21 protein-coding genes are annotated in these 21,161 nt (G+C 65.6%); 11 read left to right on the forward strand and 10 right to left on the reverse strand.

Annotated features, from left to right (window positions below):
• Positions 1-8 precede the first annotated feature (8 nt).
• From DDZ14_RS03725 to DDZ14_RS03755, 7 genes are all read right to left on the reverse strand, one after another.
• Positions 9-602, reverse strand: a complete 594-nt coding sequence (locus tag DDZ14_RS03725; protein ID WP_109423592.1) for a hypothetical protein — start codon at positions 600-602, stop codon at positions 9-11.
• Complete coding sequence (locus DDZ14_RS03730; protein ID WP_109423593.1) at positions 599-1,447, reverse strand: carbon-nitrogen hydrolase family protein; 849 nt, start codon at positions 1,445-1,447, stop codon at positions 599-601. The genes DDZ14_RS03725 and DDZ14_RS03730 overlap by 4 nt, the downstream gene beginning before the upstream one ends.
• Positions 1,448-1,451: 4 nt before the next feature.
• The gene (locus DDZ14_RS03735) at positions 1,452-1,865 is read right to left on the reverse strand and encodes a hypothetical protein (RefSeq protein WP_109423594.1); all 414 of its coding nucleotides are present in this window, start codon (positions 1,863-1,865) and stop codon (positions 1,452-1,454) included.
• Positions 1,866-1,938: 73 nt separating this feature from the next.
• On the reverse strand, positions 1,939-3,303 hold the full coding sequence (locus DDZ14_RS03740; RefSeq protein WP_109423595.1) for an FMN-binding glutamate synthase family protein: 1,365 nt from the start codon (positions 3,301-3,303) through the stop codon (positions 1,939-1,941).
• Between the two features lie 61 nt (positions 3,304-3,364).
• Positions 3,365-4,234 (reverse strand): GXGXG motif-containing protein, encoded by an 870-nt coding sequence (locus tag DDZ14_RS03745; protein WP_109423596.1) that lies wholly within the window; start codon positions 4,232-4,234, stop codon positions 3,365-3,367.
• On the reverse strand, positions 4,222-5,157 hold the full coding sequence (locus DDZ14_RS03750; protein ID WP_109423597.1) for a glutamine amidotransferase: 936 nt from the start codon (positions 5,155-5,157) through the stop codon (positions 4,222-4,224). The genes DDZ14_RS03745 and DDZ14_RS03750 overlap by 13 nt, the downstream gene beginning before the upstream one ends.
• 74 nt (positions 5,158-5,231) lie before the next feature.
• Positions 5,232-6,710: a glutamine synthetase family protein gene (locus DDZ14_RS03755; protein WP_109423598.1), complete on the reverse strand. Its 1,479-nt coding sequence runs from the start codon at positions 6,708-6,710 to the stop codon at positions 5,232-5,234.
• 210 nt (positions 6,711-6,920) lie between these two features.
• Here DDZ14_RS03755 and DDZ14_RS19315 point away from each other — a divergent pair, with 210 nt between their 5' ends.
• Complete coding sequence (locus DDZ14_RS19315; RefSeq protein ID WP_146193077.1) at positions 6,921-7,250, forward strand: hypothetical protein; 330 nt, start codon at positions 6,921-6,923, stop codon at positions 7,248-7,250.
• 14 nt (positions 7,251-7,264) lie between these two features.
• A complete protein-coding gene (locus DDZ14_RS03760) occupies positions 7,265-7,942 on the forward strand; it encodes a FadR/GntR family transcriptional regulator (protein ID WP_233252465.1) in 678 nt (225 codons plus the stop codon).
• A gap of 3 nt (positions 7,943-7,945) precedes the next feature.
• Here DDZ14_RS03760 and DDZ14_RS03765 read toward each other — a convergent pair whose 3' ends face one another.
• Entirely contained in the window at positions 7,946-8,671 is a 726-nt protein-coding gene (locus DDZ14_RS03765; protein WP_109423600.1) for a type 1 glutamine amidotransferase, read from the reverse strand.
• A 67-nt stretch (positions 8,672-8,738) separates the two neighbouring features.
• Positions 8,739-9,668 (reverse strand): GlxA family transcriptional regulator, encoded by a 930-nt coding sequence (locus DDZ14_RS03770; RefSeq protein WP_109423601.1) that lies wholly within the window; start codon positions 9,666-9,668, stop codon positions 8,739-8,741.
• A gap of 115 nt (positions 9,669-9,783) precedes the next feature.
• Between DDZ14_RS03770 and DDZ14_RS03775 the strand changes: the two genes are divergently transcribed.
• Genes DDZ14_RS03775 through DDZ14_RS03790 form a run of 4 tightly spaced genes read left to right on the forward strand, consistent with a single transcriptional unit; the run spans position 9,784 to position 14,842 of the window.
• The gene (locus DDZ14_RS03775) at positions 9,784-11,034 is read left to right on the forward strand and encodes a sarcosine oxidase subunit beta family protein (RefSeq protein ID WP_109423602.1); all 1,251 of its coding nucleotides are present in this window, start codon (positions 9,784-9,786) and stop codon (positions 11,032-11,034) included.
• A gap of 13 nt (positions 11,035-11,047) precedes the next feature.
• A complete protein-coding gene (locus tag DDZ14_RS03780) occupies positions 11,048-11,335 on the forward strand; it encodes a sarcosine oxidase subunit delta (protein ID WP_109423603.1) in 288 nt (95 codons plus the stop codon).
• Positions 11,332-14,280, forward strand: a complete 2,949-nt coding sequence (locus DDZ14_RS03785) for a sarcosine oxidase subunit alpha family protein (RefSeq protein ID WP_109423604.1) — start codon at positions 11,332-11,334, stop codon at positions 14,278-14,280. Before DDZ14_RS03780 ends, DDZ14_RS03785 begins: the two co-directional genes overlap by 4 nt.
• The gene (locus DDZ14_RS03790) at positions 14,273-14,842 is read left to right on the forward strand and encodes a sarcosine oxidase subunit gamma (RefSeq protein ID WP_109423605.1); all 570 of its coding nucleotides are present in this window, start codon (positions 14,273-14,275) and stop codon (positions 14,840-14,842) included. The genes DDZ14_RS03785 and DDZ14_RS03790 overlap by 8 nt, the downstream gene beginning before the upstream one ends.
• Before the next feature lie 70 nt (positions 14,843-14,912).
• Here the strand turns inward: DDZ14_RS03790 and DDZ14_RS03795 are convergent, their stop codons facing one another.
• On the reverse strand, positions 14,913-15,779 hold the full coding sequence (locus DDZ14_RS03795; protein ID WP_109423606.1) for a MurR/RpiR family transcriptional regulator: 867 nt from the start codon (positions 15,777-15,779) through the stop codon (positions 14,913-14,915).
• A gap of 134 nt (positions 15,780-15,913) precedes the next feature.
• Here DDZ14_RS03795 and DDZ14_RS03800 point away from each other — a divergent pair, with 134 nt between their 5' ends.
• From DDZ14_RS03800 to DDZ14_RS03820, 5 genes are all read left to right on the forward strand, one after another.
• Entirely contained in the window at positions 15,914-16,711 is a 798-nt protein-coding gene (locus DDZ14_RS03800) for an N-formylglutamate amidohydrolase (RefSeq protein WP_233252466.1), read from the forward strand.
• Positions 16,708-17,304, forward strand: a complete 597-nt coding sequence (locus DDZ14_RS03805) for a TRAP transporter small permease subunit (protein ID WP_109423607.1) — start codon at positions 16,708-16,710, stop codon at positions 17,302-17,304. Before DDZ14_RS03800 ends, DDZ14_RS03805 begins: the two co-directional genes overlap by 4 nt.
• Positions 17,304-18,626: a TRAP transporter large permease subunit gene (locus tag DDZ14_RS03810; RefSeq protein ID WP_109423608.1), complete on the forward strand. Its 1,323-nt coding sequence runs from the start codon at positions 17,304-17,306 to the stop codon at positions 18,624-18,626. Before DDZ14_RS03805 ends, DDZ14_RS03810 begins: the two co-directional genes overlap by 1 nt.
• A gap of 54 nt (positions 18,627-18,680) precedes the next feature.
• Positions 18,681-19,712: a TRAP transporter substrate-binding protein gene (locus DDZ14_RS03815; protein WP_109423609.1), complete on the forward strand. Its 1,032-nt coding sequence runs from the start codon at positions 18,681-18,683 to the stop codon at positions 19,710-19,712.
• 80 nt (positions 19,713-19,792) lie between these two features.
• Complete coding sequence (locus DDZ14_RS03820) at positions 19,793-21,160, forward strand: glutamine synthetase family protein (protein WP_109423610.1); 1,368 nt, start codon at positions 19,793-19,795, stop codon at positions 21,158-21,160.
• The last annotated feature ends 1 nt before the right edge of the window (position 21,161 follow it).

Genomic DNA, 21,161 nt, shown 5'->3' on the forward strand with positions numbered 1-21,161 from the left:
GCGGCAGCCTAGCGGGCAATGCCCGGCTCGGCGCCGGAGGCTTCCCAGTCGGGCTCGAACCCCAGGATCTCGGTATCCGGCGGCAGCGCCGGGTTGAAGAGGAAGTTGTGCGCCCATGTCGCCTGGTAGAGCGGATTGTGCGGCGCCAGCCGCCAGACCTTGCAATCAAGCTCGAAGCGCTGGGAATAGGCGTCGAAGATCAGGCGGCAGCGTTCGGCCTCGCGGATCGCCGCGGCGCCGGGAGAGCCCGGCGGGAAGGTCGCGGTCAGCAGGTCGGAAAACTCCCGGTGCTTCTGGTAATGGGTGGCCGACAGGAAGCGCAGCGCCTGCTCGCGCCGCTGGGCCGGATCGTTGGTTTTGGCGGCCATATGCGTCAACTCCGCGGTGACCGAATAGGCCGTCGCCTTGTTGAGAACCGTGATGATATGGCCCATCGGCGCATCGGCGCCATGCAGTTGCACCGCCGGCATGATCGCGTCGTCGGGCCGGCCGTCATTCTCGCGCATGGCGATCTGGCGCACCCGGCATTGCCATTTGAGGAACATGTCCCTCAGCGGGTGGTCGGAATAGCTGCTGCCGAGGGCGGCGGCGACGGTGGTCATGCGACGCTCCTGTTTGCGGGTGTGGCGAGCGTATAGGGACGGTCGTGCGACAGGCTGGGCACGCGGGCGCGCGTCGCGGCCACGCGGTCGAGGTCGATCGTTGCCTGAACGACGCCGGGCAGCGTGCCGCCATCGGCGATGACCTCGCCCCAGGGGCTGACCACGAGGCTGTGGCCATAGGTTTCCCCGCCGCCCGGCACCTCGCCGACCGCGCAGGGCGAGACGATGAAAACCCCGTTCTCGATGGCCCGCGCCCGGTTGAGCACATGCCAATGCGCCTCGCCCGTGCGCCGGGTGAAGGCCGCAGGCACGCAGATGATCTCGGCCCCGGCCTTCGCAAGGTCGCGGAAAAGCTGCGGAAAGCGCAGGTCATAGCAGATCGTATGGCCGATGCGGCCGAAGGGCGTGTCGATCAGAACCGCCTGCCCGCCCGGCGCGACCGTCGCACTCTCGCGGTAGATCTCCTGCTCCGAGAGCTTCACGTCAAAGAGGTGGATCTTGTCGTAACGGCTTCGGACCCGGCCCTGATCGTCCAGCACATAGCCGCGGTTGACGATCTTCCCCGCCGGCCCTTCGACGGCGAGCGAGCCCAGCATCATCCAGACCTGGCGCCGGGCGGCGAAGGCCTGCATTTCGGCAAGAACCGGATGCGCCGCCTCTGCCGCGAAGGGCGGGGCGAGCGCACTGCCCCGGCTGGCCAGACCGCCGCAATATTCCGGCAGGAAAAGGAAATCCGCGCCCGCCTGCACCGCGGCTTCTGCCAGCGGCAGGGCTTCGTCCAGGGCCGACCGGAAATCGGGTCGTGGCCGGGTCTGGAGGCAGGCGATATCGAGCGGGCGCGGCATGATCTCAGAACTTCATATAGGCCTTCCTGAGGTTCACCAAAGGGTGCCGGTCCGACATCTGGAACTTGATCAGAAGCTCTCGCGCGATCATGTCCCGATCCTGCTGGTTGTCGGGCAGGTCAATCGTGTCGGGCACCCGCACCCAGCCGTTGATGTTGCGGTCAAAGACCGCCGGGGCGCCTTCCTCATAGCCCATGTGAACGTCCTCCAGCCAGTTGAGGTCGTCCCAGCCCATCACTTCCATGTATTGCTTGAGGAAGGGCGTGATACGTGAGTAGTCGGGCACCAGGTTCACATCGTAGCGATAGCCGATATGCTGCCCGATCTCCTTCTCGCGCTCGGTCTCCAGGCCGGCGGCGTCCTTCAGGAACTGGTCGACATCCTTGATTTCGGAGCCGCGGTACTGATGTCCAGCCATTGTCTTTCTCCTTTCGGATGGAGGGTCTCACCCGCCCTGCGAAATTGGTGCAGGATGGGCGCCGGTCCACCTCTTAGAAATGATGATAATCCGCGACGCCCACGGTGTGATTGGTGCCCGCGAGCGGAACACCGGCCATCGCGGAGGCTTCCATCGTCAGCGCGGCCAGATCCTCGGGCTCCAGCGAGTGGAGATGGGTCTTGCCGCAGGCGCGGGCGAAGAGCTGCGCCTCGATGGTAAGCGTGTGCAGGAAGTTGTACACGCGCTCTGCCGCCTCGTCCGGGTCCAGCCGCTTGCGCAGCACCGGGTCCTGCGTGGCCACGCCCACCGGGCAGCGGCCGGTGTGGCAGTGGTAGCAATAGCCCGGCTCGGCGCCGATCTCCTCGGGGTAGTTCGACTCGGGGATATCCTTGTTGCAGTTGAGCGCCATCATCGCCGAATGGCCGATCGCGATGGCGTCCGCGCCCAGCGCGATCGCCTTGGCCACGTCGGCGCCGTTGCGGATGCCCCCCGCGTAGACCAGGCTGATCTCGCCGCGTTTGCCCAGATCGTCGATGGCCTTGCGGGCCTGGCGGATGGCCGCGATCCCCGGCACGCCGGTATCTTCGGTAGCCAGGTGCGGGCCAGCGCCGGTGCCGCCTTCCATCCCGTCGATATAGATCGAGTCGGGATCGCATTTGACCGCCATGCGCACATCGTCATACACGCGGCTCGCCCCCAGCTTGAGCTGGATCGGGATCTGCCAGTCGGTCGCCTCGCGGATCTCCTGGATTTTCAGCGCCAGGTCATCGGGGCCCAGCCAGTCGGGGTGACGGGCGGGCGAGCGCTGGTCGATACCGGCGGGCAAGCTGCGCATCTCGGCCACCTGGTCGGTCACTTTCTGGCCCATCAGGTGCCCGCCGAGACCCACCTTGCAGCCCTGGCCGATGAAGAACTCGCAGCCGTCGGCCAGCACCAGGTGGTTGGGGTTGAAGCCATAGCGCGACTGAATGCACTGGTAGAACCATTTCGAGCTGTAGCGCCGCTCGTCGGGGATCATGCCGCCCTCGCCCGAGCATGTCGCGGTGCCCGCCATCGTCGCGCCACGCGCCAGCGCCGTCTTGGCCTCGTAGCTGAGCGCGCCGAAGCTCATGCCGGTGATGTAGACCGGAATGTCCAGGTCGAGCGGCCGCTTGGCGCGCGGCCCGATCAGGGTGCGGGTCTCGCATTTCTCGCGGTAGCCTTCGATCACGAAGCGCGTAAGCGTACCCGGCAGGAAGGTCAGATCGTCCCAATGCGGGATTTTCTTGAAGAGCGAGAAACCCCGCATCCGGTAGCGGCCAAGCTCGGACTTGATATGGATGTCGTCCATGACCCGCGGGGGGAAGATGAAGCTGTCGCCGATGCGGTTCACATCGCGTGCGAGAGCGGTTTTCGTCGGCATGTCGCCATCAGCCATTTATCTGTTCCTTTCCGATCGGATCGGGCGGGCCGCCGCGCGGCGCGGGCGGCCGCGGCGATCAGAGAATGAGTTTCTTCTCGTTCGGTTCGAGATTGTCGTAATTCCAGAGCTGCTTGCCCGCGACGATCTTGGTGAAGTGATCCACCCCCTTGTCGGGCATCAGGCCGTATTGCGTCAGCTTGCGGGTCAGCCAGGCCTTGTCGAGCTCGGTCAGTTCCGCCGTCACCGCGTCCACGCCCAACGACTTGATCTCGCCGCCGACGTAGATCGTGCCGTCATACATCGAGTCGCCCAGGTTCTTGCCGGCATTGCCGCACACGACCATGCGCCCGCGCTGCATCATGAAGCCCGAGAGCGCGCCGGTGTCGCCGCCGACGATGATCGTGCCGCCCTTCTGGTCGATGCCGGTACGCGAGCCGACCGAGCCGCGGCAGACCAGATCGCCGCCGCGCATCGCCGCCCCGAAGGTGGAGCCCGCGTTCTTCTCGATCATCACCGTGCCCGACATCATGTTCTCGGCGCAGGACCAGCCGACGCGGCCGGAGATGCGGACATTCGGTCCGTCGATCAGGCCCACGCCGAAATAGCCCGTCGAGCCTTCGATGATCAGGTTGAGCCGGGACAGGATGCCCACACCCAGGCTGTGCTTGCCGCGCGGGTTCTTCAGCACGATCGTGCCATAGCCCTCGGCCATCAGCGCGCGGATCTTCGAGTTCACCTCGGTCGAGGTCATCGTGTCGGTGTCGATCTCGGTGCGCTTGTTGAAATCGACCTCGGGCGCCCAGGGATAGGTGAACCGGTCGGTCGCGTCCGGGTCGAACTCGATATACATCGACTGGCCCGTAAGCTGTTCGGTGGTCATGCCCAGCGCGCGGGCGCGCTCGTCCTGGGTCATTTCCTTGAGTTCTGCGTCACTCACGCTTGCCATACCCGGACCTCCTCGTCATAGGGATCGGTTGTGTCGATTTCCTGGGGCAGTATCGCCCGGATCGCGACCTCCTCGGAGGCCATCGCGATCAGGTCGTCGCTCTCGTAGAGAACCAGCGGTTTCGCCGCCATCGTGTCCTTGGCCATGCCGAGCTGATCCTTGGTCGCCACCAGATAGGTGAAGACGCCGTCGATCTCCTCGATCGAGCGGCGCAGGCTGTCTTCCAGCGAGACGCCGTTGGCCAGGTTGTGGGCGGTGTAGACGGCCAGCAATTCGCTGTCGCAATTCGACATGAACCGGTGACCCTTGCGCTCCATCTCGCGGCGCATGATCCAGTAATTCGTGATCTGGCCGTTATGGACCACACTCACGTCGTTGTAGGGGAAAGCCCAGTACGGGTGAGCGGAGCGGATATCGACATCGGACTCGGTGGCCATCCGGGTGTGGCCGATGCCATGCGTGCCCTTGAAGTCGTTGAGCCCGTATTGCGCGGCCACCACGCTGGCGTCACCCAGATCCTTGATCAACTCCAGCCCGTTGCCGAGCGACAGGATCTCGACGCCCTCGATTTCCTCGATATTCTTGGCCATGTCGGCGGTTTCACCGTCATGGGTCAGCACGTAGCGCAGCGCGTATTCGGTGACGCTGTCGCGCGATTTAACCTGGGCTCCGAATTCGGAGAGGATATCCTCGACCGCCGAAATCCGGTCGGTGATCACCTTGTGGATGCCGCGGCCGCGGCCCATGTCCTCGGCCTCGGCGACCTTCAGGCGCATCACGTAATCGCCTTCCGTGGGCTCGCCATAGACGGCATATCCGGTGCTGTCGGGCCCCCGGTGCTTGAGGGCCTGGAGCATCGAGGTCATTTCGGCCCCGACATTCGAGCTCTTGCCCTTGTGGATCAGTCCTGCAATTCCGCACATTTACATGCGCCTCCCGAAGTTTGCGTTGATAGGTGGCGGCGGGCGTTCCCACCCGCCGCCGGGTCTGGAATGCCTCAGGGCAGACATTCCATGTAGCTGTCCTTGTCCCAATCGGTGACGGTGGCCATGAAGCGGGCCCATTCGTCCTGCTTGTATTCGTCGTAGAGACGATACATCTCGCCCGGCATGCCCCGCTTGACGACCTCGTTGTTGCGCAAATGCTCAAGCGCCTCGCCAAGCGACATCGGAAGTTTCTTGACCTCCTTGCCCTCGGCCATCGCCGCGTAGATGTTGCGCTCCTCCGGCTTGCCCGGATCGAGACTGTTCTCCAGCCCGTCATCCATCACGGCGAGAAGTGTGGAGCCCATCAGATACGGGTTCACCATCGAGTCGACCGAGCGGTATTCGAACCGCCCCGGCGCCGAGACGCGCAGGCCCGTGGTGCGGTTCTGGAAGCCCCAGTCGCTGAAGACCGGCGCCCAGAAGCCCGTATCCCACAGCCGGCGGTAGGAGTTCACTGTCGAACAACCGATCGCCGTGAGCGCCTGAAGGTGTGTCACCACGCCACCGATCGCCTTCAGCCCCTCCTTGCCCGGCATCTGCGGGTCGTCGGTATCGGGCATGAAAGTGTTCTCGCCACCTTTCACATACATGTAGTTGTCGGCCATGCCCGGCAAGCTGTCGGGGTCATTGCCGCATTTGACGAACTTGTCCTCGCCGCCGTGCCAGAGGCTCATGTTGTGGTGGCAGCCCGAAGCCGACACGCCCATGAAGGGCTTGGTCATGAAGCAGGCGAAGATGCCGTTCTCGCGCGCCACCTGCGCGCAGATCTGGCGGTAGGTCGTCAGACGGTCGGCATTGCGCAGCACATCGTCGAACATCCAGTTCAACTCGAGCTGGCCCGGTGCGTCCTCGTGATCGCCCTGGATCATGTCGAGGCCCATCTTGCGCGCATAGCGGATCACCTGAAGCGACACCGGCCGCAGGCTCTCGAACTGGTCGATGTGGTAGCAATAGGGCTTGGAGTAGCCGTCCCTGGGCTTGCCGTTCTCGTCGAATTTCAGCCACATCATCTCGGGCTCGGTCCCGATCCTGAGCTTGGTGCCGTGCTTCTTGGTGAACTCCTCGTGCAGGCGGCGCAGGTTGCCGCGGCAATCCGCGGTCAGGTAGCCGCCCGGATTCTCCTTTTCCTCCCGGTTGCGGAAGAGCGTGCAGTAGAAGCGGCCGATCTCGGGCGCCCAAGGCAACTGCATGAATGTTTCGGGCTCCGGGATGCCGACCAGTTCGGCAGCTTCCGGGCCGTAGCCCAGATAGTCGCCGGCGCGGTTGGTGAACAGGTTCATCGTGGCCCCGTAGACGAGCTGGAAGCCCTTCATGGCAACCTGCTCCCAATGGTCGGCCGGGATACCCTTGCCCATGATCTTGCCCGTGACCGACACGAATTGCAGATAGAGATACTCGATCCCCATCTGGTCGATCATCTTGCGCACTTCCTTGACTTTCTCGGCGCGGCCCGGCGCCTCTACAAATCTCTCAAGGTCGGTTTCAGCCACTGTTTCAATCTCCCTGATGCTTACTTCTGTTTGCGCCGGCTCCGGGGGTGGCCCGGCCACCGGCTGGTTGGGTCAGCCCCGCGCGGGGGCAGCCAGCTAACGTTGGCCGACCGGCCACGGCGCCGGGCGGCGGAAAGTGCAAGGTTTCTTGACTTCGCGGATGGTGGTAATAGAGGCCCCCCGCGCCGACGGCGCCGCGGGGAACCGCATTTGGAAGGTAACGACGGAACTGGGCGCGCACGCGGCGCGCGCAATACGAGGATCAGAGGCATACCCCTGCGCCAGGAAATTCACGACACCGCCGACAGGCCAGAGCCCCTTGCCGGGCTCTGCGATCTTGCCGGGTTCCTGCTGAGGACTGGTCATTGCCTGCTCCCTGGCGTGGATGCGGGCCGTGCCAATCCGGCCCCGCTGTCGTCGCTGTTCTTCTGGATAGTGCCGAGACCGATCCAAAAATCAACCTCTTTTGGACCAAAAGAGACGAATTATCTGGAAATCGTCCAAAATTGGTATAAGTTTGGATTAGCAAGGGTGGTGTGACCATGGATGGAAAAATGACAAGAAAACTCGGAGCACCAGACATCGCAGCACTCATGCGGCGCGAAATTTCCAAGGAAAACTGGAAGTTACACGACCGGCTGCCGGCCGAGCGACAGCTGGCGGACACCTATGGCGTGGCGCGCGGCACGGTGCGGGAGGCGCTTAACCGGCTGGAGCAGGAAGGTTACGTCGAGATCCGTCCGGGTAGCGGAACCTATGTGATTCACCGTCAGTCGGAGCCCGCGGCGTCGGCCGTGGAGCAGGCGAATCCGCTGGAACTGATCGACACCAGATTCGCGCTGGAGCCGCATATCTGCCGGCTCGCGGTGCTGCATGGGCGGCGCGGAGATTTCGACCGGCTCGAATCGCTCTGCGCGCAGATGGAGAACTGCCTCGACGACCCCTCGGCCTTCTCGGAGGCCGACACCGCCTTTCACAAGGCGCTCGCGGATTCCACCGGCAACCGGCTGCTGATGTGGATCATCGGGCAGATCAACACGGTGCGAAATCAGGACGAGTGGACAAGGATGCGTCACCTGACGCTCGATGAGAAGATCATCGCACAATACAACGTCCAGCACCGCCAGATCCTGAATGCGATCCGCACACGCGAGCCCGAACGCGCAGCCAACATGATGAAGGAACATCTCGAGACCGCGCGCCTGTCGCTGACCCGCGCGGCCGAGACCTGAGCGTCAGGCGCCGGCCTGCGCGGTCATCTGCATCCAGTTGATGTAGAGCCGCTCGGCCATTTCGTTGAACCGGTCCATTTCCGCCTCCACATCCGCCTGCAGCCGCGCCGCGCCGTCCGCGCCCAGCGCGCCTTCCAGTGCCGCCGCATAGGCCGGGATCGCCGCCCAGTTGGCGACCGTGTCGGCCTCGGTCTCGACATGGAACTGCGCCGACGCGGCGCGGGTGCCCCATTTCATCGCCTGCACCGCGCAAGCCGGCGAGGTCGCCAGGCATTGCGCGCCGGCGGGCATCTGCGACACCTCCGCCCCGTGCCATTGCAGGCAATTGAACCGCTCCGGCAGCCCGTCGAAGAGCACGCCCGAGGCGCCGGCCTCGGTCAGTTGCACCTCCATCACGCCGATCTCCGGCGTGGCTGCCTTGCCGACCGTTCCGCCCAACGCCTCGGCCAGTAGCTGATGGCCCAGGCAAAGCCCCAGATAAGGTATGCCGCGGCCCTCCACCGCGTCGCGGATCAGCGCCTTCTCTTCGGCAAGCCAGGGATGCTCGTCCTCGTCCCAGACATCCATCGGCCCGCCCATGACCCAGAGCGCGTCGAACCCGTCGAGCGGCGGCGGCGTTTCGCCCTCGTCCAGCTCGACCGCAGTCCAGCTATGGCCATCCTCGGCCAGAAAGTCGCGGAAGACGCCGGGGTGTTCGACCCGCGCATGTTGCAGAACCAGTATGTGCATTGCCGCCTCCTTTGGACTTGCGGACTGAGTCGCGGTCACGGTAGGGCGCGGGCGGCGCGCTGCCAAGTCACTGCCTCAACCGCGATGGTGCCGCGCCGAAATGAGCGCCGTAGGCCCGCGCGAAATGCGAGGAGCTTGAAAACCCCGCGGCAAGCGCGATCTCGGTCAAGCTGAGCGCCGAATTCCTGAGCAAATTCTGCGCCTTGTCGAGCCGCAATTCGCGGTAGTAGCGCATGGCGGACTTGCCCGTGCGGGCCACGAAGAGGCGATTGAGCTGCCGCGCCGAAACCCCCGCCGCACGCGCCAGTTGCGCCAGGCTCAGCGGGTCGGCCACATGGCTTTCCATCGCCTCGACCGCGTGCAGAACCGGTGCCGAGGTGGTGCCGACCCGCGCCACCAGACCGCCGCGCTGTGGCCCGCCGGAGGGGCGGATATCGGTGTGCAGGAACCAGTCGCTGACGAGTTGCGCGAATACGGTGCCGTGGCGTTCGGCGATCAGTGCATGCATCAGGTCCATCGGCGCGGTGCCGCCTGCGCAGGTCACGCGGTCGCGGTCGATCACGTAAAGGCTGCGCTCGATGGCAAGCCCAGGCGATATTTCGGCCAGCGCCTCGGCATGTTCCCAGTGAACCGTCATCCGGCGCCCCTCCATCAACCCGGCGCGCGCCAGAATGACCGGCCCTCCGGACACGCCGCCCATGCGCACACCGCGCCGCGCCATCCGGCCCAGCCAGGCCAGCGCCGCGGCATCATCGAAGGCCACCGGATCGCCCCCGGCCACCACGAAGAGCAGATCGAGCGCCAGCGCCTCGCCCACGCGCGCATCGGCAGGGATCCGCGCCGCGCCGGAACTGCGCGCGTCCTCGCCCCCGCGCGAGATATGGACGATCTCGTAGAGCGTCCGGCGGCTGAGCAGATTGGCGGCCCGGAACGGCTCCACCACGCTGGCATAGGACATCAGCGCGAAACCGTCGAGCGGCAGCACACCTATGCGCATGGGCCGGGTCGCTGAACCAATATTGTCCATTTTGTGACTCTATATATCCGTTCTATGAAAGTCGAGCGCATGGCCGCACGTCATTCTGGCGATACAGCAATCCGGGATGGCTGACATGAAATACTCCGCGCTGAAAATCCTCTGGGAAGGGCTGACCGGCAACAAGGGCTGGGCGCCGGTCTGGCGCGAGCCCGATCCCAAACCGGAATACGACGTGATCATCATCGGCGGCGGCGGACACGGGCTGGCCACGGCCTATTACCTGGCCAAGGAATTCGGCGTCGCCAATGTCGCAGTGCTGGAGAAGGGCTGGATCGGCGGCGGCAATGTCGGGCGCAACACCACGATCATCCGCTCCAACTACCTGCTGGAGGGCAACCAGCCCTTCTACGAGCTGTCGCTGAAGCTCTGGGAGGGGCTGGAGCAGGATTTAAACTACAACGCCATGATCAGCCAGCGCGGCATCCTCAACCTGATCCACAGCGACGCGCAGCGCGACGCCTTCGCCCGCCGCGCCAACGGGATGCGGCTCTCGGGCGCGGATTCGGAACTTCTGGACACCGCGGGTATTCGCAAGATGTGCCCGTTCCTGGATTTCGAGAATGCCCGCTTCCCGATCCAGGGCGCGCTCTGGCAGCCACGCGGCGGCACCGTGCGCCACGACGCGGTCGCCTGGGGCTACGCACGCGGCGCCGATGCGCGCGGCGTGGACATCATTCAGAATTGCGAGGTCACGGGTTTTCAGATCGAGAATGGCACCTGTACGGGCGTCGAGACCAGCCGCGGCGCGATCCGGGCGCGCAAGGTCGCGGTCTGCGTGGCGGGTTCCTCGGGCCGGGTCATGGCGCAGGCGGGCATGCGCCTGCCGATCGAGAGCCACGTCTTGCAGGCCTTCGTCTCGGAAGGACTGAAACCCGTCATTCCGGGGGTTATCACCTTCGGTGCCGGGCATTTCTATGTCAGCCAGTCCGACAAAGGCGGGCTGGTCTTCGGCGGCGATATCGACGGCTACAACACCTATGCCCAGCGCGGCGGGCTGCCGGTGGTCGAGGATGTCTGCGAAGGCGGCATGGCGATCATGCCGATGATCGGCCGGGCGCGGCTCCTGCGCATGTGGGGCGGCGTCATGGACATGTCGATGGACGGCTCGCCCTTCATCGACAAGACCCATATCGACGGGCTCTATTTCAACGGCGGCTGGTGCTATGGCGGCTTCAAGGCCACGCCGGCCAGCGGCTATTGCTACGCGCATCTGATCGCCCGCGACCAGCCGCACGAGGTCGCCACGCAGTTCCGGCTCGACCGGTTCGCGCGTGGCGCGATGATCGACGAGAAGGGCCAGGGCGCCCAACCGAACCTGCATTGAGGGGAGTGCGCGCATGATCATCCACCATCCCCTTCTGGGTCCGCGCGACGCGGCGGAGTTCGTCTACAAGGGCGACGTCACACTGATCGACCGGCCCGACTGGCAGGCCGAAGACGCCGCGGAGGCGTTTCACGACTATCTCTACCTGCGGGACAACCCCGCGGGGGAACACCGGGAACTGTGGTTCCACGAACAGGGCGATCGGTCCTGGCTGGTGGTCACGCGCAACACGCTGACCCACGAGATCACGAAGGTGGAACTGGCGCGGGACGTCGCGCGGGAACGGGGGCGCAGCCGATGACCCAGACCAACCGGATCGGGGGCAGGCTGATCGACCGCAGCCGGAGCCTGAGCTTCACTTTCAACGGGCGCGCCATGCAGGGCCATCCCGGCGATACGCTTGCCTCGGCGCTGCTGGCCAATGGCCAGCAGCTCGTGGGGCGCAGCTTCAAGTATCACCGTCCGCGCGGAATATTCTCTGCCGGATCGGAAGAGCCGAACGCGCTGGTCCAGTTGCGCCGCGGGGCCGCGCAGGAGCCCAACACCCGCGCCACTGTGGCCGAACTTTTCGACGGTCTCGAAGCGACCAGCCAGAACCATCGCGGCCCGCTGGAATACGACCTGTTGGCTGCGACCGACCTTCTGGCACCCTTCCTTGGGGCGGGCTTCTACTACAAGACCTTCATGTGGCCGAAATCCTTCTGGGAAAAGCTTTACGAGCCCGCGATCCGGTCCTCTGCCGGGCTGGGGCGGCTCTCGATGGAACCCGATCCAGACCGCTACGACCACGGCTACCTGCATTGCGATCTCCTGGTGATCGGCGCGGGCCCGGCGGGACTCTCGGCCGCGGTCGCGGGCGGGCGGGCGGGTGCACGGGTGATCCTGGCGGACGAGGATTTCCGCCCGGGCGGCCGGCTCAACGCCGAAACGCTGGAGATCGACGGCGCACCCGGTCATGACTGGGCCCGCACCGCGCTTGCCGAACTGGCGGCGATGGACAATGTGCGCGTCCTGAGCCGCACCACCGTCTATGGCGCCTACGACCACGGCATCTACGGCGCGCTGGAGCGGATGACCGACCACCTGCCCGCTTCCGGCGGCAAGCCGCGGCAGGTGCTTTGGCGCATCTACGCGCACCGCGCGGTGCTCTGCGCGGGGGCCACGGAGCGCGGCATCGCCTTTGGCAACAACGACCGCCCCGGCGTGATGCTGGCGGGCGCCGTGCGGGCCTATGTCAACCGCTGGGGCGTCGCGCCGGGCAAGCGCGTCGCGGTCTTCACCAACAACGACGACGGCTGGCGCACCGCCACCGACCTGCGCGCCGCCGGCGTCGATGTCGCCGCCGTGGTGGACAGCCGCGGCGATGTGACGATGAGCCTCGACGGCGCCCGTGTCGAGACCGGCGGCGCGATCGTCGACACTGCCGGGCGCAAGGGGCTGAACCGGATCACGCTGCAAAACGGCGACCGGATCGAGGCCGATTGCCTGGCGGTCTCGGGCGGCTGGAACCCCAATGTCCACCTGACCTGCCACCAGCGCGGGCGGCCAACCTGGCGCGACGACATCGCGGCCTTCGTGCCCGGTGGCGCCTTGCCTCCCGGCATGACCGTTGCGGGGGCGGCCGGTGGCGCGCTGACGCTCGCCGCGGCGCTGCGCGAGGGCCGGGAGACGGCGAATACCGCGCTCGAGGATCTGGGCTTCACCGCATCGCGCGAACCCGCCCCGAAGGCCGAGGACGAGGCCGCCGGGATCACGCCCTTCTGGCATGTCGCCGCCAGCCGAAAACGCGCCTGGGTGGATCTGCAGAACGACGTCACCGCCAAGGACGTGAAACAGTCCCATGCCGAGGGCTTCCGTTCCGTCGAGCATCTCAAGCGCTACACCACGCTGGGCATGGCCACCGACCAGGGCAAGACGGCCAATGTGCTGGGCCTGGCGATCCTGGCGCAGGCCGCCGGCAGGTCGATCCCCGAGACCGGAACCACGATCTTCCGGCCGCCCTATACTCCGGTGCCCATCGGGGCCTTCGCAGGCCGCGCCCGCGGCCGCGACTTCCGCCCCTACCGCCTGACCCCCAGCCACAAATGGGCCACGGAACAGGGCGCGACCTTCGTCGAGGTCGGCATGTGGCTGCGCGCGCAATGGTTCGCGCGCCCCGGCGAGACTGGCTGGCGCGACAGCGTCGACCGCGAGGTCGAGATGACACGCAACTCGGTCGGCATCTGCGACGTGACCACGCTGGGCAAGATCGACATCAAGGGCCGCGACGCGGCGGAGTTCCTGAACCGGCTCTATGTCAACGGCTTCGCCAAGCTGTCCGTGGGGCGGGTGCGCTACGGGCTGATGCTGCGCGAGGACGGCATCGCCTATGACGACGGCACCACCGCACGGCTGGGCGAAAACCATTACGTCATGACCACCACCACCGCCAACGCGGTCACGGTGTTCCGCAACATGGAATTCGCGCGCCAGTGCCTCTGGCCCGATCTCGACGTGCACCTGATCTCCACCACCGACGGCTGGGCGCAATTCGCCGTGGCCGGACCCAATTCGCGCAACCTGCTGCGCAAGGTGGTGGATGCGGCGCATGACATCTCGAAAGACGCATTCCCGTTCATGGCCTGCGCCGAGGTCACGGTCTGCGGCGGCACGCCGGCGCGGCTATTCCGGATCTCGTTCTCGGGCGAGCTGGCCTACGAGATCGCGGTGCCCGCGCGTTATGGCGACGCGATGATCCGCGCGCTGATGGCGGCAGGCGAGGAATTCGGCGCCATCCCCTACGGCACCGAGGCGCTGGGGGTCATGCGCATCGAGAAGGGCCACGCCGCGGGCAACGAGCTCAACGGGCAGACCTCGGCGCATCATCTCGGCATGGGACGGATGATCTCCAGAAAGAAGGATTGCATCGGCAACGCCGCCTCCGAACGCGCGGAACTCAGCCGCGAGGATGGGCTGCGGCTGGTCGGGCTGCGTCCGGTCGACCACGGCGCCAAGCTCGACGCCGGCGCCCATTTCATCGAGCGCGGCGATGCCAGCCCGAGCATGGCCAGCGATCTCGGCTGGATGTCCTCGGTCGCCTATTCGCCCTCGCTGGGCCATTCCATCGGCCTCGGCTTCGTCAGGCGCGGCGATGCGCGCATGGGCGACATCATCCGCGCCTACGACCCGGTGCGCGGCAAGGACACCGAGGTGGAAATCGTCTCGGCCCATTTCATCGACCCGGAAGGAGAGCGTTTGCGTGCCTGACCTCACCCTTACCCCGACCCCGCCGCTGGACGGCTACGCGCAGGATTTCGCGGGCACCCGCCTGGCCGAGGCGTCCGAACTGGCCATCGTCGCGGTCGCCACACCCGCAGGCGGCGAGACCGCGCTGGAGGCGGCCGTCAAGGCGGCCTATGGCACGGGCACGCCCGCCCCCGGCGCCTCGATCCTCTCGAAGGACGGCAAGGCCCGGCTCGTGTGGAGCGGCCCGGACCAGATGTTCCTCCTCTTCACACATGACGCCCCCGATGCCGAAGCCGGCGTCGCCGCCGCGCTCGGGCAGGCGGGCTATTGCACCGACCAGACCGGCGTCTGGGCGGCGCTGGAGATCTCCGGCCCCGGCGTGCGCGGAGCGCTCGAACGGCTCTGCCCGCTCGATCTTCATCCCGACGCCTTCGCCGAAGGCGCCGCCGCACGCACGGTGATGGAGCATATGGGCGCTTTCGTGATCCGCACCGGGTCCGACGCCTTCCTGCTGCTCTCGGCCTCCTCCTCGGCGAAGAGCTTCCTGCACGCGGTGGAACTTTCGGTCCGCAACACCGCCTGACGGGCTTTCTCCTTGCTTCAAGTATCCCCGCCGGAGGCGCCTGCCCGCGCCGCGCGCACCAATGCCCGGATCAGGTGAACTTGCGGAAGAACCGGGTCCGGTCGAACATCTCTTCCAGCGCGTCCATCCGGCCGCGCGTCACCGGCCAGTTGCGTTCCTGCACATCCGCTATCACCGATTCCAGCAGCAGCAGGCTCACCACCGAGGAATCCCAGGCCGAGGGCACCCCGATCCGGCAGCAGAAACACACGTCCGCGTATTTGTGCACGGGCGAGCGCCACTGATCGGTGAAGAGGATGATCTTCGCGCCCTTCTCCGCCGCCATCTCCGCCAGTTTCAGCGTGCTGTTCTCGTATCGGCGGATGTCGAAGATCACCACCACGTCGCCCTCGGCCACCTCCAGCAGGTAATGCGGCCAGGCGTTGGAGATCGACTGGATATGGGTCACGCGCGGGCGGATCACCTGCATGTGCAGGAAGAAATAATCGGCTAGCGCGCGGGTGATGCGCCCGCCCACGACGAAGACCGCCCGGTCGGGATCGGCCAGTGCCGCGCAGCCGCGCTCGAAGGTCTCCACGTCGATCTGCGCCAGCGTCTGGCTGATATTGCCGATCACCGCCTCGGTGAAACGGTTGAGGATATGGCCCTCGGGGGCGTGTTCCGCCCAGGTGTCGTGCTTGGCGATCGGGCTGGAGATACGCGCCTCCAGCTCTTGCCGGATCTCGGCCTGGAACTCCGGGAAGCCCTTGAAACCCAGTTTCTGGACCAGCCGGGCCACCGTGGGGGTGGAGACATCCGCGGTCTGCGCCACGGTGGTGATCGTGCCAAGCGCCGAGACCGGATAGTTTTCCAGGATCGCGTCGGCCAATTGCCTCTCGGCCCGCGTAAGCGTGTCGAAACGCGCCTGAAGCCGGTCGGCAATGGTGTTGCTGGACATGTGGCCTCCTCCCGGCTGAAAACATATCGACATGCGCGCATGAGGTGAAGATAATTTTTCAGAGAAATTATTGACAGGGCCCGCATACGTGAAGAAGATTTCACAAAGACCGGGACAGGCTGGGGGATTCGGGCGTGGCAGCCGAGTTGCGCGAACAGGATTATGGCGTGGATGCGCCCGGCGGCGGGCGGCTGGTGAACCCCGGCGGGTCCGGGCACGCGCTCCTGGTTTGCGAACATGCCAGCAACCACGTCCCGGCGGAATTCGACGGGCTCGGGCTCGACGCGGCCGCGCGCGCAAGCCACATCGCCTGGGATCCGGGCGCGCTGGGCGTGGCGGAGCGGCTGAGCGACGCGCTCGACGCGCAGCTTTTGGCAAGCCGCGTCTCGCGCCTGGTCTATGACTGCAACCGCCCGCCACAGGCCCCCGACGCCATTCCCGCGCGCAGCGAGATCCACGACATCCCCGGCAATGCGGGCCTCGACGCGGCCACGCGGCAGGACCGTATCGACCGTTTCTACCGCCCCTTCGAGGCGCGGCTGGCGGCGCTTGTCGCCGCGCGCCCTGCCCCGCCGGTGCTGATCACCGTCCACAGTTTCACGCCGGTCTACAAAGGGAAGTCACGCAGCGTCGAACTGGGTATCCTGCATGACAGCGACGCCCGGCTGGCCAATGCGATTCTCGACCGCGCGGCCGATTTCACCGGGCTCGCCGTCGAACGTAATGCGCCCTATGGGCCCGCGGATGGCGTGACCCACACGCTGCTCCGCCACGCAGTGGAGAACGGCCTGATGAACGTGATGCTGGAGATACGCAGCGACCTGATCGCCGATCCTGGTGCGCAGGCGGACATGGCCGCGATGCTGGCGCGGTTGCTGGGTGCGGCGATGGCGGCGCTGGACGTGCCGCCACGGACGGAAGCCACCGCATGACCGGCTTCGTGCGCGCCTATATCCGCGTGGTGGATGCGGTGAACTACCGGCTTGGCCGGATCGTGATGTACGGCATCTTCTTCATGATCGGCGTGCTGCTCTGGTCGTCGATCTCCAAGACCTTCTTCGTGCCGTCGCTCTGGACGCTGGAAGTCGCGCAGTTCGCGATGGTGGCATATTTCATCCTCGGCGGACCTTACGCGATCCAGCTTGGCTCCAACGTGCGGATGGACCTCTTCTACAGCGAGTGGAGCGCGCGCACGAAAGCCAAGGTGGATGCGGTGACGGTGCTGGTGCTGATCTTCTATCTCAGCGTCACGCTCTACGGCGGGCTGGGCTCCACCGCGTATTCGCTGGGCTATTTCGGCAGCGAGCCGATGGTCTACTTCCGCGACCTGACGCTGGCCACGCTGAGCCTCGATTTCGAGGCCGCGGGCGACATGTTGGGCTTTCTGGAGCGCAGCCCGACCGCCTGGCGACCGCTGATCTGGCCGATCAAGATAGTGATGTGCATCGGGCTCTTCCTGATGGTGCTTCAGGCAATTTCCGAGCTGTTCAAGGACATCGCGCGGATCCGGGGGGAAGATATCTGATGTCCTACGAGATGATCGCCATCCTCATGTTCAGCTCGATGATGCTGATGCTGCTGACCGGGCAGCGTGTCTTCGGCGCGATCGGCGGTGTCGCTGCGGCGGCGGCGATCCTGCTCTGGGGCACGGGCGGGTCCGACATCACCTTCTCGGCGGCGATGAAACTGATGAAATGGTATCCGCTTCTGACCCTGCCGATGTTCATCTTCATGGGCTATGTCCTGAGCGAGAGCAAGATCGCCGACGATCTCTACAAGATGTTCCATGTCTGGATGGGTCCGATCAACGGCGGGCTGGCCATCGGAACGATCGGGCTGATGGTGCTGATCTCCGCCATGAACGGGCTGAGCGTGGCGGGCATGGCGATCGGCGCCACCATCGCGCTGCCGGAGCTGCTGAGCCGGAAATATGACAAGCGGATGGTGACCGGGGTGATCCAGGCGGGATCCTCGCTGGGGATCCTGGTGCCGCCCTCGGTGGTTCTGGTGCTCTATGCGATGATCGCGCGCCAGCCGGTGGGCCAGCTCTGGCTGGCGGGCGTGGTGCCAGGGCTGATGATGGCGGCGATGTTCGTCCTCTATATCGCGATCCGCTGCCACTTTCAGCCGCATCTGGGCCCCGCCCTGCCGGAGGAGGAGCGCGACGTTCCGATGCGCGAGAAGCTGCGCCTGCTGCGCGCCGGGGCGCTGCCGCTGGTGATCTTCGCGGCGATGATGGTGCCTTTCGTCAACGGCTGGACCTCGCTGGTGGAAAGCTCCGCCATCGGGGCGATGACCGCTTTCATGGCGGCGGTTCTGAAGCGCCGGATGACGCGGCACGTCTTCCAGAAGAGCATCCGCCAGACGCTGGCGATCTCCTGCATGTTCATGTGGATCATCCTGGCTGCGCTGGGCTTTGGCGCGGTCTTCGACGGCCTGGGCGCGGTCAATGCCATCGAGGGGCTCTTCACCGAGAAGCTGGGACTCGGCCCCTGGGGCATCCTGATCCTGATGCAGATCAGCTTCATCGTCATGGGCACCTTCCTGGACGATACCGCAATGCTGGTGATCGTGGCGCCGCTCTACGTACCGCTGGTGGGCGCGCTGGGCTTCGACCTGATCTGGTATGGTGTGCTCTATACCGTGACGACGCAGATCGCCTATATGACGCCGCCCTTCGGATACAACCTCTTCCTCATGCGCGCGATGGCCCCGCCCGAGATCTCGATCCGCGACATCTATGGCTCGATCCTGCCTTTCGTGCTGGTGATGGCCGCGGCCCTGGCGTTGCTGATGGCTTTTCCGCAGATCGCGCTCTGGCTGCCGGAATATGTCTACGGAAAGTAACCCCAAGCGTCCGCAAGAGACGTGCAAACCCTGAAACCGACAAGGAGAGAGACGATGACCACAAGACGCAAGTTCCTGACCACCGCCGCGATGGCGGGGCCTGCCGCACTGGCCACGCCGGCCATCGCGCAGTCGAAGATCCGCTGGCGGATGCAGACCTATGCCGGCCCCGCGCTGGCCGAGCACGTCATCAAGCCCGCGATCGACAGCTTCAACAAGATCGCCGGCGACCAGATGGAGATCGAGCTTTTCTTCGCCGACCAGCTCGTGCCCACAGGCGAGCTGTTCCGGGCCATGCAAAAAGGCACCATCGACGCGGTGCAGTCGGATGACGACAGCATGGCCTCGCCCACCGATGTGCGCGTCTTCGGCGGCTATTTTCCCTTCGCGCTGCGCTACTCGCTCGACGTGCCGGTGCTCTTCAACCAGTACGGACTGGGCAAGATCTGGGAAGAGGAATACGCCAAGGTCGGGGTCAAGCACATCTCGGCGGGCTCCTGGGATCCCTGCCATTTTGCCACCAAGGACCCAATCAACAGTCTGGCGGATCTGAAGGGCAAGCGCGTCTTCACCTTCCCCACGGCGGGCCGGTTCCTGTCGCGCTTCGGCGTGGTGCCGGTGACCCTGCCGTGGGAGGATATCGAGGTCGCGGTGCAGACGGGCGAGCTTGACGGCATCGCCTGGTCGGGCATCACGGAAGACTACACCGTGGGCTGGGCCGACGTGACCGACTATTTCCTGACCAACAACATCTCCGGCGCCTGGATCGGGCATTTCTTCTCCAACATGGACCGTTGGAGCGAACTGCCCGACAACCTCAAGGAGCTGCTGAAAGTGACCTTCGACAGCTCGCACTACTACCGTCAGTGGTGGTACTGGGGCGGCGAGGCCGACCTGCGGGTGAACGGGCCGAAGATGAAGCTCACCTCGATCCCCGACGCCGAATGGGCGCAGGTCGAGGAAGCGGCCAAGGAGTTCTGGGACGAGATCGCCGACGGGTCCGAAACGCGGGCCAAGGTGGTCAAGATCATCAAGGACTACAACGCCGTGATGCGCGACGCGGGCCGTCCCTATCGCTACGGTTGAGACCGACCCGGACACCATGGGGGCCGCCCGCGCGCCGGGCGGTCCCGCAGACGTAACCCCGAACCGAAAAGAGAGGCATCATGCCGGGCACCCTGACACTGGAGGCGCTCCGCGCCGCCGCCGATGCGGGCGAGATCGACACCGTTCTGAGCTGCATGGTGGACATGCAGGGCCGCCTGATGGGCAAGCGCTTCCACGTGCGCAACTTCCTCGATCATTCCTGGGAGGAGACGCATTGCTGCAACTATCTGCTGGCCACCGACCTGGAGATGTTCACCGTCGAGGGCTTCGCCGCAACAAGCTGGCGCGCGGGCTATGGCGACTACATGATGCGGCCCGACCTATCCACCCTGCGGCCGGTGCCCTGGCTGGAAGGCACGGCGATGGTGCTCTGCGACGTGCTGGACCATCACGGGCATGAGGAAATCGCCCATTCGCCGCGCGCGATCCTGAAACGCCAGATCGCGCGGGCGCAGGCGACGGGCCTCGTGCCGATGATGGCCACAGAGCTGGAATTTTTCATCTTCGAGCACAGTTTTGACGAGATCCGCAAATCGGGCTTCCGCAATCTCACGCCGATCTCGGGCTATAACGAGGATTACCACATCCTCCAGACCACCAAGGAGGAAGCGGTGATGCGCCCGCTACGCAATCACCTCCATGCCGCGGGCATCCCGGTGGAAAACTCCAAGGGCGAGGCCGAGGCCGGACAGGAGGAACTCAACATCCGCTACGCCCCCGCGCTCGACTGCGCCGACCATCACGCCATCGCCAAACACGCCACCAAGGAAATCGCCTGGAGCCAGGGGCGCGCCGTGACCTTCATGCCGAAATGGCATCACGACCGGGTCGGCAGTTCCTCGCATGTGCACCAGTCGCTCTGGACCGAGGCCGGTGAGCCCGCCTTCCACGACCCCGACGGCCCGCATGGCATGTCCGCAATGATGCAGGGCTACCTGGCCGGGCTGATCCGTTATGCGCCGGACACGACGCTTTTCCTGGCGCCCTATGTCAACAGCTACAAGCGGTTCCAGAAAGGCACCTTCGCGCCCACCAAGACCGGCTGGTCGGTGGACAACCGCACCGCGGGTTTCCGGCTCTGCGGCGAGGGGACCAAGGCGGTGCGCACCGAATGCCGGATCGGCGGCTCCGACCTCAATCCCTATCTGGCGCTGGCCGGTCAGCTTGCCGCCGGACTCGCGGGCGTGGAAGAGGGGTTGACGCTTGCCCCGCCGATCAGCGGCGATGTCTACGAGGCCGGAGACGTGCCGGAAATCCCGGCCACCCTGCGCGACGCCACCGCAGCCTTCGACGGGTCCGCCATGCTGCGCGCTGCAATGGGCGACGAAGTGGTGGAGCACTACGCCCATGCCGCGCGCTGGGAACAGGAAGAACATGACCGCGTGGTGACCGATTTCGAGATCGCCCGCGGGTTCGAGAGGGCTTGAA

The organism is Maritimibacter sp. 55A14 (assembly GCF_003122205.1).
Taxonomy (GTDB): Bacteria; Pseudomonadota; Alphaproteobacteria; order Rhodobacterales; family Rhodobacteraceae; genus QEYE01.

Excerpts from the sequence above, each read along its gene's own strand:
- DDZ14_RS03725 (WP_109423592.1), bottom strand. The coding sequence starts at position 602 with ATGACCACCGTCGCCGCCGCCCTCGGCAGCAGCTATTCCGACCACCCG.
- DDZ14_RS03730 (WP_109423593.1), bottom strand. The coding sequence starts at position 1,447 with ATGCCGCGCCCGCTCGATATCGCCTGCCTCCAGACCCGGCCACGACCC.
- DDZ14_RS03735 (WP_109423594.1), bottom strand. The coding sequence starts at position 1,865 with ATGGCTGGACATCAGTACCGCGGCTCCGAAATCAAGGATGTCGACCAG.
- DDZ14_RS03740 (WP_109423595.1), bottom strand. The coding sequence starts at position 3,303 with ATGGCTGATGGCGACATGCCGACGAAAACCGCTCTCGCACGCGATGTG.
- DDZ14_RS03745 (WP_109423596.1), bottom strand. The coding sequence starts at position 4,234 with ATGGCAAGCGTGAGTGACGCAGAACTCAAGGAAATGACCCAGGACGAG.
- DDZ14_RS03750 (WP_109423597.1), bottom strand. The coding sequence starts at position 5,157 with ATGTGCGGAATTGCAGGACTGATCCACAAGGGCAAGAGCTCGAATGTC.
- DDZ14_RS03760 (WP_233252465.1), top strand. The coding sequence starts at position 7,265 with ATGACAAGAAAACTCGGAGCACCAGACATCGCAGCACTCATGCGGCGC.
- DDZ14_RS03765 (WP_109423600.1), bottom strand. The coding sequence starts at position 8,671 with ATGCACATACTGGTTCTGCAACATGCGCGGGTCGAACACCCCGGCGTC.
- DDZ14_RS03770 (WP_109423601.1), bottom strand. The coding sequence starts at position 9,668 with ATGCGCATAGGTGTGCTGCCGCTCGACGGTTTCGCGCTGATGTCCTAT.
- DDZ14_RS03775 (WP_109423602.1), top strand. The coding sequence starts at position 9,784 with ATGAAATACTCCGCGCTGAAAATCCTCTGGGAAGGGCTGACCGGCAAC.
- DDZ14_RS03780 (WP_109423603.1), top strand. The coding sequence starts at position 11,048 with ATGATCATCCACCATCCCCTTCTGGGTCCGCGCGACGCGGCGGAGTTC.
- DDZ14_RS03785 (WP_109423604.1), top strand. The coding sequence starts at position 11,332 with ATGACCCAGACCAACCGGATCGGGGGCAGGCTGATCGACCGCAGCCGG.
- DDZ14_RS03795 (WP_109423606.1), bottom strand. The coding sequence starts at position 15,779 with ATGTCCAGCAACACCATTGCCGACCGGCTTCAGGCGCGTTTCGACACG.
- DDZ14_RS03805 (WP_109423607.1), top strand. The coding sequence starts at position 16,708 with ATGACCGGCTTCGTGCGCGCCTATATCCGCGTGGTGGATGCGGTGAAC.
- DDZ14_RS03810 (WP_109423608.1), top strand. The coding sequence starts at position 17,304 with ATGTCCTACGAGATGATCGCCATCCTCATGTTCAGCTCGATGATGCTG.
- DDZ14_RS03815 (WP_109423609.1), top strand. The coding sequence starts at position 18,681 with ATGACCACAAGACGCAAGTTCCTGACCACCGCCGCGATGGCGGGGCCT.
- DDZ14_RS03820 (WP_109423610.1), top strand. The coding sequence starts at position 19,793 with ATGCCGGGCACCCTGACACTGGAGGCGCTCCGCGCCGCCGCCGATGCG.